The sequence below is a fragment of the Streptomyces acidiscabies genome, from assembly GCF_020010905.1.
Taxonomy (GTDB): Bacteria; Actinomycetota; Actinomycetes; order Streptomycetales; family Streptomycetaceae; genus Streptomyces; species Streptomyces acidiscabies.
On the sequence record NZ_JAGJBY010000001.1, the window covers coordinates 314,054 to 328,862 of the forward strand.

A 14,809-nucleotide genomic window follows, 5' to 3' on the forward strand; every position below is an offset into this window, starting at 1 on the left:
CTGCTGGGCATGAGGACTCGGGCAGCGAAGCCCCCGGGTCCTTTTGTGCTTTCGGAAGGGTTGTATACGAAGCGGGAAACCGCAGGTGTACAGCGCATCCACCGCGCCGCACATGTCCTCGCAGGGACCGAGGAGGAACCGGACGTATGAGTTCTCTGCTGCTCCTGACCAATGCCCTCCAGCCGTCGACGGAGGTGCTCCCCGCTCTCGGCCTGCTCCTGCACAACGTGCGAGTGGCGCCGGCCGAGGGCCCCGCCCTCGTCGACACCCCAGGCGCCGACGTCATCCTCGTCGACGGCCGCCGCGACCTCCCCCAGGTCCGCAGCCTCTGCCAGCTGCTGCGCTCGACCGGCCCCGGCTGTCCGCTCGTCCTGGTCGTCACCGAGGGCGGCCTCGCCGCCGTCACCGCCGACTGGGGCATCGACGACGTCCTGCTCGACACGGCGGGCCCGGCGGAGGTCGAGGCGCGCCTGCGGCTCGCAATGGGCCGCCAGCAGATCGTCAACGACGACTCCCCGATGGAGATCCGCAACGGCGATCTGTCGGTCGACGAGGCGACGTACAGCGCGAAGCTCAAGGGCCGCGTCCTCGACCTCACCTTCAAGGAGTTCGAGCTCCTCAAGTACCTCGCCCAGCACCCGGGCCGCGTCTTCACGCGCGCGCAGCTGCTCCAGGAGGTATGGGGGTACGACTACTTCGGGGGTACGCGCACGGTTGACGTCCACGTACGACGCCTGCGCGCGAAGCTCGGCCCGGAGCACGAGTCGCTGATCGGGACCGTCCGGAACGTGGGTTATCGATTCGTTACGCCCGAGAAGGCGGAGCGCGTCGCCGAGGCCCCGAAGGCCGAGCCGACCCCGGCAAAGGCGGAGGAGACGGACGAGTCGGCCGTCCCGGCGTCCGCCGAGGTATAGGCCCTGCTCGGACGGGGCGCGGTTACTGTGCGGTCACCTCTGCCACGCCCTGCCCGGGAGGGGTTGATCCGCGTAGACTCCGCGCCGTGGCCAAGGTGACGAGGGACGACGTAGCACGTTTGGCGGGGACCTCCACCGCCGTGGTGAGCTACGTCATCAACAACGGACCCCGGCCGGTCGCCCCGGCCACGCGCGAGCGTGTCCTCGCCGCGATCAAGGAACTGGGGTACCGGCCCGACCGCGTCGCGCAGGCGATGGCGTCCCGCCGCACCGACCTCATAGGCCTGATCGTCCCGGACGCGCGCCAGCCGTTCTTCGCGGAGATGGCGCACGCGGTGGAACAGGCCGCGTCCGAGCGCGGGAAGATGGTCCTCGTAGGCAATTCGGACTACGTCGCCGAGCGCGAGGTCCACTACCTGCGGGCCTTCCTCGGGATGCGGGTCTCCGGTCTCATCCTCGTCTCGCACGCCCTCAACGACCTCGCCGCCGCCGAGATCGAGGCGTGGGACGCACGCGTCGTACTCCTGCATGAGCGGCCCGAGGCCATCGACGACGTCGCCGTGGTACTCGACGACCTCACGGGTGCGCGGGCCGCCGTGACCCACCTTCTGAGCCATGGGTACCCGTACGTCGCGTGTATCGGGGGTACGGCTGATACCCCAGCGGTAGGCGACCCGGTCTCCGACCACGTGGAGGGCTGGCGCCAGGCCATGGCCGAGGCCGGCCTCTCCACCGAGGGGCGGCTCTTCGAGGCGCCCTACAACCGGTACGACGCGTATCGCGTCGCCCTCGGCATCCTCGCCGGGCCCCAGCGTCCCCCGGCCGTCTTCTGCTCCACCGACGACCAGGCGATCGGCGTCCTGCGGGCCGCGCGCGAGCTGCGGATCGACGTACCCGGTGAGCTGGCGGTCATCGGCTTCGACGACATCAAGGAGGCGGCGCTGGCGGACCCGCCGATGACGACGGTCGCCTCCGACCGGCCGGGGATGGCGCGGATGGCCGTGGACCTCGTGCTGGACGACGGGCTGCGGGTGGCGGGGTCGCGGCGGGAGCGGGTGAAGGTGTTCGAGTCGCGGCTGGTGGTTCGGCGGTCGTGCGGGTGCCCGTAGTAGGTACCTACCTCTTAGGTATGACGGGCGTTCTCTCAGGCCCGGGGCGGTTTCTGAGAGTTCCCTGAGAGGCCGGGCAATTCGCCCTCGTACGCCTTTACGCAGGGCGAACGACCTTCTCGGGTCGTTCTCAGCGGGCACTCAGGTGGCTCTCATGGTCGGGGACGAAGCTTCTTTCCATGACCGAGAGCTTCCGCCGCGACGGCGAGTACGAGAACCAGCAGAACCCGTACCAGTACAGCTCCGCCCCCGTGAACCCTTCGCCGGTGAACCCGGAGTGGCCGCCCCCGCCGCCGCATCAGCCGGGGTACGCCGCGCAGGCGGAAGCTCCCGGCCAGACCACCGCCGTCCACGCGCAGAAGAAGCGCCGTACCCGCGGCCCGCTCGCCCTCCTCGCGGCGGTCGCGATCGTCGCGGCGGCGATCGGCGGCGGTACCGCCTACGGCATACAGGAACTCACCCACAAGGACGAGACGGTCGCGGCCACCACGACCAGCGTCGTGCCGTCGAGCAAGAAGGGTGACATCTCGGCGATCGCGGCGGCCGTCAGCCCGAGCATCGTCGAGATCAAGGCGGCGCTGAACAACGGGAGTTCGACCGGTTCCGGCGTCATCGTCACGAGCGACGGCGAGATCCTCACCAACAACCACGTCATCGCCGGCGCGACCCAGATCAAGGTCTCCACGAGCGACGGCAAGACGTACACCGCGAAGGTCGTCGGCACCGACAGCAAGAAGGACCTCGCGCTGATCAAGCTGGAGGGCGCGTCCGGCCTCAAGCCCGCGTCCCTCGGCGACTCCTCCGCCGTCGACGTCGGTGACTCGGTCATCGCGATCGGCTCCCCCGAGGGGCTCACCGGCACGGTCACCAGCGGGATCGTCTCCGCGCTGAACCGTGACGTCACCGTCTCCACCGACGAGAGCCAGGGCCAGCAGCAACAGCAACAGCAGGGCGGGGGCTGGCCGTTCGAGTTCGGCGGGCAGCAGTTCAACGGCGACACCGGATCGTCGACCACTACGTACAAGGCACTTCAGACGGACGCCTCCCTCAACCCCGGCAACTCCGGCGGCGCGCTCATCGACATGAACGGCAACATCATCGGCATCAACTCCGCGATGTACTCGGCCAGTTCGTCCAGCTCCTCGGACGCGGGCAGCGTCGGCCTCGGGTTCGCGATCCCGATCAACACGGTGAAGACGGACCTGGCGACGCTGCGGGCGGGCGGGTCGGACAGCTAGAGAAACTCTCAGTAAGGGGTTACGACATGATTCAGCAGGTCACCCACACCACCACCGATGCCGGCGCCGCCGACACAGCCCTCGCCCTCTCGATCGCCGCCGCCCTCCACGAGCCGGCCCGCGCGGGCCGCGCTCCCGAGGTCGCCCTGCTCAGCACGACCGCCGCACGCCGGGCCCTGCGCAACCGGCGTCGCGCCGCGGCCTGAGGCCGTCACAGACCCGCGCTCCCGGGGAAACATGCGAGGCTGATAGCCCTTGCCGCACCCCCACCGCACCCGAGGAAACCGAGCCCATGAGCCCCGCCGAAGGCGACCGTGACATCCAGCGCATCCTGATCGTCGACGACGAGCCGGCCGTGCGTGAAGCGCTCCAGCGCAGCCTGGCCTTCGAGGGGTACGACACCGAGGTCGCCGTGGACGGCGCCGACGCGCTGGAGAAGGCGTCGGCCTACCGTCCCGACCTCGTCGTCCTCGACATCCAGATGCCCCGCATGGACGGGCTCACCGCGGCGCGGCGCATCCGTGGCGCGGGGGACACGACGCCGATCCTCATGCTGACCGCGCGCGACACGGTCGGTGACCGGGTCACGGGACTCGACGCGGGCGCGGACGACTACCTCGTCAAGCCGTTCGAACTCGACGAACTCTTCGCGCGGGTACGGGCGTTGCTGCGCCGCAGCTCCTACGTGGCGGCCTCCGGGCCGGTCGAGGAGGACGAGGCGCTCTCGTTCGCGGACCTCCGGATGGACCTCGCGACCCGGGAGGTCACCCGTGCCGGTCGCCAAGTCGAGCTGACCCGTACGGAGTTCACGCTGCTGGAGATGTTCATGGCGCATCCGCGCCAGGTGCTCACGCGCGAGCAGATCCTCAAGGCGGTGTGGGGGTTCGACTTCGAGCCGTCGTCCAACTCCCTTGATGTGTACGTCATGTACTTGCGCCGGAAGACCGAGGCGGGGGGCGAGCCTCGCCTCGTGCACACGGTGCGTGGGGTGGGGTACGTCCTGCGCCAGGGCGGGGCGGAATGAGCAAGGTCGCCCACTGGTTCCGGACGCTGCCGATCCGGGCCAGGCTGTCGATGCTGGTCGCGGCGGCGGTGGCGTTCGCGGTGGCGGCGGTTTCGGTGACGTGCTGGTTCCTTGTGCAGGGGAAACTGTACGACCAGGTCGACAACGACCTCTCCCGGTCGGCCCGCATCAGCGGACCGCAGAAGGGTGCCATCGAGAACGCGCTGAGCAGCTGCTCCCAGACCGCGCAGACCTACCCCGGCATCCGGGGCACCTTCTCCCAGGCGATCACCGCCGACGGCACCTCGTGCGTCATCATCGGCTCCCAGGGGCTGATCAAGGTGACCTCGGCCGACATGAACGTCATCAAGAACCTCGCCGACGGCAACGGCACCTACCGCAACGGCACCGCCAGCGACGGCACCGAGGTCCGCATCCTCACCATCCACCTGACGGTGACGAACGCCTACACCCAGGAGTCGTCCCCCGCTGCCTTCCTCGTCGCGCTCCCCCTCGACAACACCAAGTCCACCCTCAACGAACTCGCGTTGATCCTGCTCCTCGTCTCCGGCCTGGGAGTCCTCGGCGCCGGTGCCGCCGGCCTCTTCGTCGCCCGTGCCGGTCTGCGGCCCGTCGACAAGCTCACCGAAGCCGTCGAACACGTAGCCCGTACCGAGGACTTGAACATCCGCATCCCCGTCGAGGAGGACGCCGAGGACGAAGTCGCCCGGCTGTCACGGTCGTTCAACTCGATGACCGCCTCCCTCGCCAACTCCCGTGAGCTGCAACAGCAGTTGATCGCCGACGCCGGTCACGAGCTGCGCACCCCCCTCACCTCCCTCCGCACGAACATCGAACTCCTCACCCGCAGCGAGGAGACGGGCCGCCCCATCCCGGAGGCGGACCGCAAGGCACTGCTCGCGTCCGTGAAGGCACAGATGACCGAACTGGCCTCGCTGATCGGCGACTTGCAGGAACTGTCGAGATCGGAAGGACAAAGAGGAGAGCGCGTCCAGGTGGTCGCGCTGGAGGACACCGTGGAACACGCCCTGCGCCGAGCCCGCCTGAGGGGCCCGGAGCTGACGATCACGGCGACCCTGGAACCCTGGTACACGAGAGCGGAACCGGCGGCGCTGGAGCGCGCGGTGGTCAACATCCTCGACAACGCGGTGAAGTTCAGCCCCGAGGGCGGGACGGTCGAAGTCGCCCTGACGAACGGCACGTTGACCGTACGGGACCACGGCCCCGGCATCGCGGAGGACGAACTCCCGCACGTCTTCGACCGCTTCTGGCGCTCCCCGTCGGCCCGCGCACTCCCGGGCTCAGGACTGGGCCTGTCGATCGTGGCCCGCACGGTCCAGCAGGCGGGCGGCGAGGTCACCCTGACCCGCGCCCACGGCGGCGGCACGATGGCGAGGCTGACCCTCCCAGGCGCCCCGGTCCCCCCGCCGGAAACCCCGGAAACACCCACGTCAGCGCCCCAGTAATACCCCTCCCCCACAAGAGCCACCTCGTACGATTTTCGCCATGACCGAAAAGTGGACCACCCGCCCGGCGACCCCCGCCGACCTCGAACCCCTGCTCGACATCAGGGCGGAGGCGATGCGCCCGGACCTGGAGCGCCTGGGCCGGTACGACAAGCACCGGGTACGCCAGCGACTGCGGGACGCGTACGACCCGGGTCACACCCGGATCATCGAGGTGGACGGCGTCACGGTCGGCTGCGTGGCCCTGCGCCGGGCGCCCGAGGGCGACTGGCTGGAGCACTTCTACCTGGCCCCCGACCTGCACGGCAGGGGCATCGGCGGCGGCGTCCTGCGCGAGACCCTGGCCCGCACGACGCGCACGGTCCACCTCAACGTCCTCCAGGGCAGCCCCGCCCGCCGCCTCTACGAACGGCACGGATTCGTCCTGGACCACGAGGACGCCGTGGACGTGTACCTGACGCGCGCGCCGGCGTCGTAAGCAGCCGCGGAGGGCTGCGGAACGCCGTAGGAAAACGGAGAAACGTACGACAGAAAATCCCCGGTACGAGTGGTCCGAGGGCGAGTTGGGGCGCGCGCGGGGGTGTGCGCGGCGATGATGGCACGCTGTGTCGTCTCGTGTGCGTGTCCTCTTCCTCCCTCTGCTGGCCCTGCTGCTGTTCGCGGGCCAGTCCTGCGTGCCGCCGCCGTACGACGCGGACGCGCGCCCGGCGCTGTCGGGTCCGCCGTCCCCGCGCTCGGTGAAGTTCGGCGCGTACGTCGGCTACGGCAGCGACGGCATCGCCCGCATCGCCGGACTCGGCACGTGGCTGGGCCGCTCGACCCCGACCGTCGGCCACGCCTATCTGCCGGGCGACCGCTGGAGCAACATCGAAGGCGCGCCCGGGTACTTGGCGCACTGGGCGACGTGGCGGGCGGCCCGTGAGGACCGCCTGTTCGTCCTCAACGTGCCGCTCCTGGAACGCAACGAGGCCCACCTCCCCGACGCGACGGTCCGCGCCGAACTCCGCAGCGGGGCACAGGGGTTGTACGACGCGCACTTCCACGCGCTGGCCCGCCGGCTGGTCTCCCTCGGCCTGCGCGACACGGTGCTCGTGCTCGGCTGGGAGATGAACGGCACTACGTACACGCACCGTTGCGGCCCGGACCCGGCGTCGTGGAAGAAGTACTGGGTGCGGATCGTGGACGCGATGCGGTCGGTGCCCGGGCAGCGGTTCCGGTTCGAGTTCACACCCAACAGGGGCCGGGACGCGATCCCTTGGACCCGCTGCTACCCCGGCGACCGACACGTGGACGTCATCGGCATGGACGCCTACGACTCGCCGCGCGGCATGTCGTTCACGGCTCAGCTCGACGAGCCGTACGGGCTCAGGGAACACGTCCGCTTCGCCCGCGCGCACCGCAAGCCGATCGCGTTCCCGGAGTGGGGGCTGTACGAGAACGGCGACAACTCGGCTTACGTACGGGGCATGTTGACGTGGATGGCCCGGCAGAAGCCGCTGTACCAGACGATCAGCGACTACTGTCCGCACGGGGTGTGGCGGTGCCGGTCGAACCCCAAGTCGTCGGCTGCGTACCGGGCGCTGATGGGCAAGAAGTGATGGTTCGTCATATCGCCCGACGTCAGCTCGCGTTGGCGCGCCGCCGCCGTACCGCCACGAAGGACAGCGCCGCGATGCCCGCCACCGCCGCGCCGCCGAGGGCGAGTTGTGTCGTGCCGATGCCGCCGGTCTTCTTCCCGGCGGTGGTGCCCTCGGGGCCGGCCGCGCCGCCGGGGAGGGTGTCGAGGTCGCTGGCGCAGACCGTGGGGGCCTTCGCGCCGTCGAGGAAGGCGCAGGCGGTGCTGGCCGCGCGCAGGGCCTTCTGGTCCGTCCTGCCGAGTTCGATGCGGGAGGTGAACTCGGCCTTCGTCCCGGCCTTGACGTCGGCGGTCCAGGTGATGACGCCGCTCCTGCCTACCTGGCCGCCCTCGGAGGCCTCGGGTCGGCCCGCGGTCTCGGGGGCGCGCTGCTCGATACGGAGGTTGCCGAGGGCCTCGCCGCCCTGGTTGTGGACGATGATCCGGTAGGCGAGCTTGTCGCCGCTGGCCGCCTTGTCCACGCCGTCCGAGATCTCGATGGACATCGGGGGCGCCGCCTTCTTCCCGCCCTCCTTGTCGGGGCCGTCGGCGACCGCCGCGGTGACCGGCTGGAGCAGGGCGAGGCAGACGGCGGCCGGGACGAGGGCGATCCGGGACAGGCGCAGACCAGAGGTCACGGTGGGGGGTCCTTTCCGTACGGGCACGGGGTCATGCCAGCACGGGCCGTACGTCGGCCGGGCCCGACATTCCGATGATCACGCCCGCTTGGGTCACGGGTATGACGCCATCCGGGGGAACGGCCGGGCAACCCGTCTGTCGTACCTCTCAGGGACTCCATCCGGCCTAGATGATCCGACAATGCTACGAAAACAGCGCACGCGCACCCACCGCCTCGGCGCCGCGATCGGAGCGGTCCTGCTGGTCGCCCTCACCGCCGCGCCTGCCGGAGCCGGCGAGCCCTTCCGCGACCGCGCCGCACGCCTCGTCCAGGAGCACGAACGGGCGCGCGCCCAGGTCGGCTCGCTGCGCCGGGCGGACGCGGCGCCGAAGCGGATCCGGGCCGCCGAGCGCCGTCGTACGACGCTCCGCAACCGGTTGTGGGACATGCTGCGGGCGCACGAGCGCGCCCTCGGCGACCCGGTCGCGGTCAACCCCTCGGGGAAGGGCGCGAGTTGCCCCCGGGGCCGGGCGACGGCCGCACCGCGCGCGGTCTCCCGGTGGACGGCGCCGGCCCGTGGCTACTGGCTCTCCGCCGGGTACGCCGCGCAGGGCAGCCGCTGGCAGCACCGGCACACCGGGCAGGACTTCGCGGTGGGCACCGGTACGCCCGTGTACGCGGTCGGCGCGGGCGAGGTCCGCGTCACCACCTGCGGCGACGGCTTCGGCAACCAGATCCTGGTCCGCCACCGGGACGGCTACTTCACGCAGTACGCCCACCTCTCGCGCATCGACGTCCGCAAGGGGCAGCGGGTGGCCGCCGGGCAGCGCATCGGGCTGTCGGGGGCGTCCGGCAACGTGACCGGACCGCATCTGCACTTCGAGGTGCGGATCACCCCGTACCTGGGGTCGGCGGTGCCGCCGCTGCCGTGGCTGAAGCGGAAGTCGGTACGGGTAGTGCGGTAGCTCTCCGGAGGGACGCCCCGCGCGAGGACGGCGCGGGGCGTACTCCCCGGGGTCTACCCGGGTACCTCTCCGGTAGGGGGTCAGCCCGGGTGGATCACCGCGTCCCGGGCCACCGCTCGCATCTGGGTCTTCTTCGTCGGCGTCAGCAGCGTGCTCGTACCGCTGGTCGTCGTGTCGACGCAGACGCCGCCGAACTGGGCGGAGTACAGGTAGTACGCCTTGGAGAAGTTCGTGAACGGCTTCCCGTCGACGAGGACGTTGTCGTAGCGGACGCCGTTGGTGACGGCCGCGCCCCAGTCGTGAATCTCGGTGACGACCTCGACCTGCGTGCCGGTGGGCGGGCCGGTGACGTGGACCGTCTGCCACCAGTCGCGGGTGACGTTCTTGATGGTCATCTCATAGTCCTGCGAGTTCTTGACCGTCTTGATGCTCGCCTGGACGACGTCGCCGGGGCCGACCGCGCGCTTGGCGTAGACGTAGCTCGCCGGGAACTGCTCCCACCAGGCGTAGTACGACGCCTTTCCGGCGGTGCACTCCACGCTGGTGCCGATCTGGTTGAGCGGGTCCTTCCAGCTGTCGCCGCTGCCGAAGCCGACCCACTCGTCGGTGAGGCCGTTGGGGTTGCCGGTCGCGGTCGTGCAGTCGGCGGTCGGGACCTTCCACTGCGCGCTGACGCTGGTGTGGGCGCCGTCCAGCTGGAAGCCGGTCCAGTTGCCCTGGGGCGCGGTGCAGGCGGCGGCCTCGGCGAAGGCGGGGCCCGTCATCATCAGGGCCGAGCAGGAGAGCGACCCGAGGACGGCGAGCCGTCGTTTTGTACGCATACGGCGATGTTCGAGTCCGCTCCCCCGCGCACCCGCTCCGCCACTCCGGAGGCTGAGCCGCACGGGTGCGCGATTTCCCCCGGCCTGACGGGTGAATACGACGATCACTCACGGGTGATTCCGGGGAGCCGTGCGCGCAGGGCGCCCGCAGGACCGGTCACACCTCCGGGGGAGGGAGCGGGACAGCGGCCGGGGGACAACCAGGAAGGCAGTGCATGACCATCCGTCAGATCCGACTCAGACCCGGTACCTCCGGGGTACGGGCCCGCCGCTGGGCGGCCTGCGCGGCTCTGGGCGCCGTGGCCCTCGGCGGGGCGGGCCTCACGCCGGCCTCCGCCCAAGGGCGTACCTCTCAGGTCTCCTCCGTCTTCGGAGCTACGGCGGCTGGGGCGGCCTCCGACCCGGCGGACGTCTTCACCCCCGAGACCCGTAGTACCTCCGGTGAGCCCCGTACCCGTCGTACCCCCGACGCCACCTCCACCCCCGGCACCGCCGTGCGCCAGCGCACCGGCACCGTCCGCGACAGCGGCCTCGCGCCGATCTGCGAGCCGCCGCAGCCGGGCCGCGAGGTCCGCTTCCCGCTCTTCGACGACGTCCTCGTGAAGGCCGTGGAGACCGGCCGCGAGACGATCGACGGGAACCTCGTCTGGCACGGCGAGGTCCCCGGCACAACCGACCAGACGGTCCTCGTCACCCTGGCCGGCGGCTGCGACGCCAAGCCGGGCAACGAGTACCTGGGCGCCCAATTCGCCCTGGGCGGCGCCCTGTTCGACATCAGCACGACCGGCCCCGGGAAGGTGCTGATCTCCGAGACGACGCCCCTGGTCGACGAACACGAGACCCACGCCGTCCCGCCCCGCGTCGCAAACCCCGCGCCAGGGCCGGGAGTTCGGGCCCGCAAGGCGCCCAAGGCGAACTGCAAGGGCGGCGCGGGCATCGCGACCGTGGACACGCTGGTCGCCTACACCCCGAAGGCCAAGGCCGAGGCGGGCGGCGAGGCCCAGATCCGCGCGCAGGTCGTGAAGGGGGTCTCGCTGGCCAACGAGGCGTTCGCGGCGAGCGGCATCAAGGTCCGGCTGCGGCTGGTGTTCACGACGCCGGTCGACGTGACGGCGGCGTACGACACGGTCTCCAGCGCCTCGCTGGCCGCGTTCGCGAAGAAGGTCGACGGGGTCGCCGACACGCTGCCCGCGCTGCGCGACAAGTACGGTGCGGACCAGGTCAGCGTCATCGCCGGGGGCAAGGCGGCGGGCGGCATCGGGTACATCCCCGCGCCGCCGGGGCCGTCTTGGTCGGAGTGGACGTACACGGTCGTCGCGCAGTCCGCGATCGCGAGTTACTCCTTCGGCCACGAGATCGGCCACAACCTCGGCTCCAACCACGACTGGACGACCGACCCGACCCAGCCGGACAACGGGGCGAGCGGCTACTTCCCCTCGAAGGGCGAGTTCTCGACGCTGATGGCGTACGAATCGAGCTGCCGCACGGCGACGAAGGGCACCTGCGGGCGGGTCAACCGGTTCTCCAACGCCCGCCAGAACTACCGGGGGTTGGCGCTCGGCAAGCCGTTGACGCAGACCGACTCGGCGGACTCGGCGGCCGTCCTCGGCACCAGCGGCAAGGCGGTCGCGGCGTACCGCAAGGCCGTCACGGACGACTCGCTGTGCGGCGTCACGACGTCCGTCTCCCCCGCCGCCTCCGGCACGGTCACCCCCGAGACACCGGGCCCGTACGCGCACAACGCGACCATCTACTTCACCGCGACCCCCGCCAAGGGGTACGTGTTCGACCACTGGATGCTCGACGGCAAGCAACAGACGTCCAAGGCAACCCGGTTCGCGATCACGACCGCCAACGACCGTACGCTGCAAGCCGTGTTCAAGAAGGGCGCGACGCCCACCGCGAAGGTGACGACGAAGTCGTCCGGCAGCGGGACGGTCAAGGCGAAGACGACGAAGAAGTCCCTCGCCGCCGAAGACCCCATCGTGGGCACCGAGTTGCTGTACGAGGCGGTCCCGGCGGCCGGCTGGAGCTTCGCCGGGTGGAAGCTGAGCAGCGGCTCGTACGCGGGTGACATGTCGCGCGTCGGCGTCCAGGTCGGCGAGACGGACCAGGGACTGGAGGCGGTCTTCGCCCGGCAGACGTACGTCCTGGAACTCTGCCCGCACGGCCACGGCACGCTCACGGCGTCCCGCACCGGCGGGTACGCCGCCGGAGACACCGCGATCGTGACGGCGAAGCCCGCCAAGGGCCATGTCCTCGCAGGGTGGTTGCTCGACGGGAAGCCGTACGCGGGCAGCCCCGGCGGCGAGGCGATCGTCAGCTTCACGGACGGCCGCAACCACACCCTGACGGCCAAGTTCCGCAAGAAGTAGCCGAGTTGCCCCGGCGCCGCCGAGCGGGAGGCCGGTGTGCTCCCGCCGGGCGGCGCCGGGGTGGGGCTGCCCCGCCGACCAGGGGCAGCCCCGCTTGTCGCCGCCGAGGGGAGGTGGGTGCCGGGGGCCATGCCATGACAGTGGCCGTGGGGGTCCAGCCTGTCGGCCCCGGCACCTCCCGTTCCCCTGGGCGGCACGACCAGGCTCCCGTACCGGAGGGGGCGGGCGCAGTCCGGCGCGGGAAGATCCGTACACCTAGCCGCCGGTCCGGGCGGATTGCCGTATGCGTACGTACCCCTACCGGGCGGGCGGCGTCATACCCGTAGTCCTCAGGGTCCGACGGTCGTCGGGATCTCCGTCCTGGACGTGATGCCGAGTTTCGCCAGGATGTGCTCGACGTGCGCGTCGACGGTCCGTTTGGAGATGACGAGGCGTTCGGCGATCTCCCGGTTGGACAGCCCTTGGGCGACCAGGGCGGCGACCTCGCGCTCCCGGCGGGTGAGGGCGTCCAGGGAGCGGTGGCCGTCGGGGGTATGACGGGTAGGGGGGGTACGACGGTCGGCGGGGACATCGGCGGGGACGGGTACGTCGGCGTCGGCGCGGACCGCCTCCAGCACCTCGCGCCCCGACATCCGCGCCCCGATCTCCCGCCAGCGCTCGAACGCCTCGCTCCCGAGGGCGGCCCGCACCGACTTCTGGACGGCCTCCTGCTCCTCCAGCAGGCGCGGCAGGAGCGTGACGGGGTCGCCGCCGAGACGCCGGGCGTGTTCGGCGTACCCCATCAACCAGCAGGCGCGGACGTGGCGTTGGTGCTGCTCGGCGTGCCAGGACAGGCCGAGGCAACTGAGCGCGGCGACCAGGATCTCCCCTATCTCGGCGGCGGCGTCCAGGCCGAGCCGGAAGCACTCGACGGCCTCGGCGTGCTCCCCGGCGAGGTGGAGGATGAGCCCCTTCGTCGCGACGGTCGAGGCGTACAGCTGCCGTTCCCCGCGCCCGTCGAGGTATGTCATACCTGTCTCGCACAGCTCCAGCGCGCCCTTGGTGTCCCCGAACACGGCCCGCAGCAGGGCGGCTTCGTAGTGGATGACGCCGATCGCGAGGCCGTCCCCGGAGTCGAGGATGCGCCGCCGGGCGACCTCGACCTCGGCGAGCCCCTGATCGACGGCGCCGCCGAACGCGGTCATGGCTCCCAGGTATCCCTCGGCCGAGAGGACCACCCGCTCCTCGCCGCACCTGCGGGCCACGTCGTACGCCTGGGGGAAGCGGTCGAGGGAGGTCTCCAGGTCGCCCGCCCACACCCCGAAGATGCCGGTCATCAGCAGGCCCCAGGCCCGCTCGGGGCAGTCCTGCGGGGTGAGTCCGAGGCCCTTGTCGATCCAGTGGTGGCCCTCGGAGAGGGTGCCGGCGGCCCGCCAGTACGGCCCGAGCCGCGCCGCCAGCCACAGCGCCTCCACGCCCCGGCCCTCCGCCGCGCAGCCGTACTCCAGGGCGGCCCGGACGTCGGCGATGTTCTCGCGGACGGCACGGTGCAGGGCGACCTGCGCGGGGCTGAGGAACTCGTCCCAGAACCGGCCCACGAGACGTTCGTAATGCGCGAAGTGCCGTTGTTCCACGGCCTGTTGGTCGGCGGCGGTGAGGCGTCCGGCACCGTACTCGCGGATCGTGTCGAGGAGGCGGTAGCGTCCGCCGTCCTCGCCGATGCGCTGCACGACGGACTTGTCCACGAGGCCGATCAGGGCCTCCACGACCTCGCCTGGCGGCAACTCACCGTCGCCGCAAACCTGTTCGGCCGACGTCAGCTCGAACGACCCGGCGAACACGGAGAGTCGGGCCCACAGCAGGCGCTCGTGCGGGGTGCACAGGTCGTACGACCAGTCGATGGCCGTACGGAGCGTCTGGTGGCGCGTCAGGGACGTACGGCGGCCTCCGGTCAGCACCTCGAAGCGCTGGTCGAGCCGTGCGACCAGCTCCGCGAGGGGGACCGCGCGCAGGCGTACGGCGGCGAGTTCGAGGGCGAGCGGCATGCCGTCGAGGCGGTCGACGAGGGCGAGGGTGCGCTCGCGGTCGCCCTCGTCCAGAAGCACGCCGCCGTTCACCGCCGCCGCGCGCTGCACGAACAGGTCGACCGCGTCCTGCCTGCTCAGCGGGGTGATGGGGACGCAGTACTCACCGGGTACGTCCAAAGGCTGACGGCTGGTCGCGAGCACGCTGAGGCTCGGGGCCTCGCGCAGGAGGATGTCGCAGAGCATCGCGCAGGCGTCGACGAGGTGTTCGCAGGTGTCGAGGACGAGCAGGATGCGGCGGTCGCGGAGGTGTTCGACGACCGCGTCCAGCGGGCTCATGCCGGGCTGCTCCGGCAGTTCGAGGACGCCGGCCAGGGTGGCGGGCACCAACTCCGGGTCGCGCAGGGCCGACAGCTCGACGAGGCGGACGCCGTCGGCGAACCGGGCCGCCGAGACGCCGGCCGCGCGCAGCGCCGTACGGCTCTTGCCGACGCCGCCGGGGCCGACCAGCGTCACCAGCCTGGCGCGGCCCAACGCGTCGCGCAGCAGCGCGAGTTCTTCCGACCTGCCCACGAAGCTCGTGAGTTCGACCGGCAGTTGACCGCCCCGCCGCTGTCCGAAGCCGAATCCCATCTGTCCCCCGTGTTCGCGCCGGTCGCC

13 protein-coding genes are annotated in these 14,809 nt (G+C 71.1%); 10 read left to right on the plus strand and 3 right to left on the minus strand.

Translation table 11 applies throughout. The features are described 5' to 3' along the window. Positions 1–146 precede the first annotated feature (146 nt). From J8M50_RS01385 to J8M50_RS01420, 8 genes are all read left to right on the plus strand, one after another. Positions 147–914 carry a response regulator transcription factor gene (locus tag J8M50_RS01385; protein ID WP_010351653.1) on the plus strand — a complete coding sequence of 256 codons (768 nt, stop codon included), beginning with the start codon at positions 147–149 and terminating at the stop codon, positions 912–914. Between the two features lie 86 nt (positions 915–1,000). Continuing rightward, the gene (locus J8M50_RS01390; protein WP_010351655.1) at positions 1,001–2,023 is read left to right on the plus strand and encodes a LacI family DNA-binding transcriptional regulator; all 1,023 of its coding nucleotides are present in this window, start codon (positions 1,001–1,003) and stop codon (positions 2,021–2,023) included. Between the two features lie 179 nt (positions 2,024–2,202). Continuing rightward, positions 2,203–3,261: a S1C family serine protease gene (locus J8M50_RS01395; protein WP_010351656.1), complete on the plus strand. Its 1,059-nt coding sequence runs from the start codon at positions 2,203–2,205 to the stop codon at positions 3,259–3,261. Between the two features lie 26 nt (positions 3,262–3,287). After that, positions 3,288–3,467 (plus strand): hypothetical protein, encoded by a 180-nt coding sequence (locus J8M50_RS01400; RefSeq protein ID WP_029183561.1) that lies wholly within the window; start codon positions 3,288–3,290, stop codon positions 3,465–3,467. Between the two features lie 86 nt (positions 3,468–3,553). Beyond that, a complete protein-coding gene (locus J8M50_RS01405; protein ID WP_010351657.1) occupies positions 3,554–4,285 on the plus strand; it encodes a response regulator transcription factor in 732 nt (243 codons plus the stop codon). Beyond that, positions 4,282–5,751 carry a HAMP domain-containing sensor histidine kinase gene (locus J8M50_RS01410; RefSeq protein ID WP_010351658.1) on the plus strand — a complete coding sequence of 490 codons (1,470 nt, stop codon included), beginning with the start codon at positions 4,282–4,284 and terminating at the stop codon, positions 5,749–5,751. Before J8M50_RS01405 ends, J8M50_RS01410 begins: the two co-directional genes overlap by 4 nt. Before the next feature lie 40 nt (positions 5,752–5,791). Continuing rightward, positions 5,792–6,229, plus strand: a complete 438-nt coding sequence (locus J8M50_RS01415) for a GNAT family N-acetyltransferase (RefSeq protein WP_010351659.1) — start codon at positions 5,792–5,794, stop codon at positions 6,227–6,229. 127 nt (positions 6,230–6,356) lie between these two features. Beyond that, positions 6,357–7,349, plus strand: a complete 993-nt coding sequence (locus J8M50_RS01420) for a glycoside hydrolase family 26 protein (RefSeq protein WP_100216682.1) — start codon at positions 6,357–6,359, stop codon at positions 7,347–7,349. Positions 7,350–7,371: 22 nt separating this feature from the next. On the opposite strand, the gene J8M50_RS01425 is transcribed toward J8M50_RS01420, so the two are convergent. Beyond that, the gene (locus J8M50_RS01425) at positions 7,372–8,004 is read right to left on the minus strand and encodes an LPXTG cell wall anchor domain-containing protein (RefSeq protein ID WP_059043902.1); all 633 of its coding nucleotides are present in this window, start codon (positions 8,002–8,004) and stop codon (positions 7,372–7,374) included. A 181-nt stretch (positions 8,005–8,185) separates the two neighbouring features. Here J8M50_RS01425 and J8M50_RS01430 point away from each other — a divergent pair, with 181 nt between their 5' ends. Then, the gene (locus J8M50_RS01430) at positions 8,186–8,950 is read left to right on the plus strand and encodes a M23 family metallopeptidase (RefSeq protein ID WP_010351663.1); all 765 of its coding nucleotides are present in this window, start codon (positions 8,186–8,188) and stop codon (positions 8,948–8,950) included. Between the two features lie 80 nt (positions 8,951–9,030). Here J8M50_RS01430 and J8M50_RS01435 read toward each other — a convergent pair whose 3' ends face one another. Beyond that, the gene (locus tag J8M50_RS01435; protein ID WP_010351664.1) at positions 9,031–9,771 is read right to left on the minus strand and encodes a G1 family glutamic endopeptidase; all 741 of its coding nucleotides are present in this window, start codon (positions 9,769–9,771) and stop codon (positions 9,031–9,033) included. A 215-nt stretch (positions 9,772–9,986) separates the two neighbouring features. Between J8M50_RS01435 and J8M50_RS01440 the strand changes: the two genes are divergently transcribed. After that, positions 9,987–12,146 (plus strand): InlB B-repeat-containing protein, encoded by a 2,160-nt coding sequence (locus J8M50_RS01440; RefSeq protein ID WP_010351665.1) that lies wholly within the window; start codon positions 9,987–9,989, stop codon positions 12,144–12,146. Between the two features lie 329 nt (positions 12,147–12,475). On the opposite strand, the gene J8M50_RS01445 is transcribed toward J8M50_RS01440, so the two are convergent. Further along, entirely contained in the window at positions 12,476–14,782 is a 2,307-nt protein-coding gene (locus J8M50_RS01445) for a LuxR C-terminal-related transcriptional regulator (protein WP_010351666.1), read from the minus strand. Positions 14,783–14,809: the final 27 nt, after the last annotated feature.